Here is a 2581-nt window from a genome sequence, read left to right as displayed (position 1 = left end):
TGCTGTTTACTGTTTCCGCTTTTGCCCAAAAGCATAGGCTTACGGAATATGTAAACCCTTTTATTGGAACCGATGGCCCGGGAAATACTTATCCCGGTGCCACCGTTCCTTATGGGATGGTGCAGCTAAGTCCCGATATTGGGATTGGAGGCTGGGATCGCATTTCTGGTTATTTTTATCAGGATTCTATAATTAGCGGATTCTCTCATATGCATCTTTCCGGCACCGGTGCGGGCGATCTTTATGATATTTTGGTGATGCCCACCAATAGTCGTTTTTCTAAGCGAATTCCGGAGAATAACAATAAACCTTTTTCAAAATTTAGCCACGAGAAAGAAGAAGCTTCTCCCGGGTATTATTCGGTGCAGCTTTTAGATTATGATATTAAAGCTGAACTTACCGCAACTAAAAGAACTGGGATTCATCGCTATACTTTTCCTAAAGATTCGCTTTCTCAGATTCATGTGGATTTAGGTTATGCAATGAACTGGGATCGCCCAACTGAAACTCATGTTAGTGTGGTAAGCGATTCGGTTATTGAAGGCTATAGAAAGTCTACCGGATGGGCCAAAGATCAACGGGTTTATTTTGTGATGAAGTTCTCTAGAGGCTTTGAAGATTTTCAGCTTTTCAATGATGAAAAAGATATTTCAGGAAGAGAAATTACCGGGACGAACACCAAAATAATTCTGAATTATAAAACAACCTCCCAAGAACAGATAGTTGTAAAAACGGGAGTTTCTTCTGCAAATATTGCAGGCGCTTATGCCAGTCTGAAAAAGGAAGCGCCAGGTTTCAGTTTTGATGATTTTAGGAAAGATGCCGATGAGGTTTGGCAGCGTGAACTGGAAAAAATAAAAATCAAGACGGCCAATACAGATCAAAAGTCGGTTTTCTACACCATGATGTATCAATCTATGCTAGCGCCAACCTTGCTTAGCGATCCCAATGGAAATTATAAAGGCGCAAATGGAGAAGTGGAAACAGCCAGGGATTTTGAGCGTTACGATACCTTCTCCTTATGGGATACATTTCGCGCAGCGCATCCACTTTATACAATTATTCAGCAGGAAAAAGTACCGGATTTTATAAAATCTATGTTAGCGCATTACAAAGAAACCGGATTACTTCCGGTTTGGTCTATGCAGGGGAATGAAACCAATATGATGCTGGGCTACCACGCCGTACCGGTGGTGGTAGATGCTTATTTTAAAGGCTTTGAATTTGATGCTGAATTAGCGTATAAAGCTTGTAAAGAAAGTGCAATGGCCAATGACAGGGAAATTGATGTTTACCGGGAATTGGGTTATGTGCCTACAGGTGAAGAAAGCGAAGACTGGAGTGTTTCAAAAACTCTTGAATATGCTTATGACGATTGGTGCGTCGCAATGTTTGCAAAAGATTTGGGGAAAACAGAAGATTATAAATATTTCCTGGAACGTTCCCAAAATTGGATAAATCTCTATGACGAAAAAAGCAGCTTTTTCCGTCCCAAAACTGAAGATGGAGAACTTGTAGAAAACTTTATCCCAAAGGAATACACAAAATACTTTAGTGAAAGCAATGCCTGGCAATATTTCTGGTTTGTACCACAGGATATTCCGGCTCTGGTTCAAAAAGTGGGAGGAGAGCAGAGGTTTGCGCAAAAACTGGATTCTATGTTTTCCTATTATCCTAAAGCCACCGATAAGCTGCCTATTTTCAGTACCGGAATGATTGGCCAGTATGCGCATGGCAATGAGCCGAGCCATCACGTTGCCTATTTATATAATTACGTAGATAAACCATCTGAAACTCAGAAGCTGGTAAGAGAAATTCTCACAACTCAATATAAAAACGAGCCTGCAGGACATTGCGGAAATGAAGATTGCGGCCAAATGTCTTCCTGGTACATTTTCAGTTCTCTAGGATTTTATCCTGTAAATCCTGCACAAGGCACCTATATGCTTGGAGCTCCACTTTTTGAAACGGCTGAAATAAAATTACCTGGAAATAAGTCTTTTAGTATAAAAGCAGAAAATTTTTCACCCAAGAATATTTTCGTGAAAAGTGTTTTCCTTAATGGTGAAAAGCTGGATCGTGCATTTATAACCCATAAAGATATTATTTCGGGCGGGGAATTAACCTTTATTATGAACAACAAGGCTCAGAATCAAGAATCTGGAAAGAGCTCGATTAAAACGCCAAAGCCCGATAAAATTTACCATTAATGAAAAATTTATACTACCTCTTATATTTTTCAATTTTAATCTTTTCTGCCTGTTCCGGGAATAAAGAGAAGACCTTTTCAGAAAACGAGCTCAACCTTATTCCCATGCCTAAGGAATTGAATTTAAATGAGAGTAGTTTTAACTTCACAAAGGAAACCAGCTTTGTGGTAGAAGGAACTCGACAAAAGGAAATTGCGGAGTTGTTAAATTCTAAATTTAGTGTTGCCGCAGGCTGGGAAATGGGAATACTGGAAGAAAAGCCTCAAACTAATTTCATTCAGTTTAAAGAAAATAAGGATTTTAATGAGGAAGCTTATAAACTTTTAGTAGAGGAGGAAAAGATTATTATTGAAGCAGCATCGTCTTCCGGG

2 protein-coding genes are annotated in these 2581 nt (G+C 39.4%); both read left to right on the top strand.

Translation table 11 applies throughout. The annotated features are described in order from the left end of the window. Nucleotides 1–2 precede the first annotated feature (2 nt). A complete protein-coding gene (locus VIM94_RS04885) occupies nt 3–2210 on the top strand; it encodes a GH92 family glycosyl hydrolase (protein WP_332038169.1) in 2208 nt (735 codons plus the stop codon). Beyond that, on the top strand, nt 2210–2581 hold a 372-nt coding region (locus VIM94_RS04880), incomplete at its 3' end, for a glycoside hydrolase family 20 zincin-like fold domain-containing protein (protein WP_332038168.1). The genes VIM94_RS04885 and VIM94_RS04880, both read left to right, overlap by 1 nt.

Origin of the sequence: Salegentibacter sp. (genome assembly GCF_036568425.1) — a bacterium.
Lineage (GTDB): Bacteria > Bacteroidota > Bacteroidia > Flavobacteriales > Flavobacteriaceae > Salegentibacter.
This window is presented reverse-complemented; position numbering and strand designations above follow the sequence as displayed.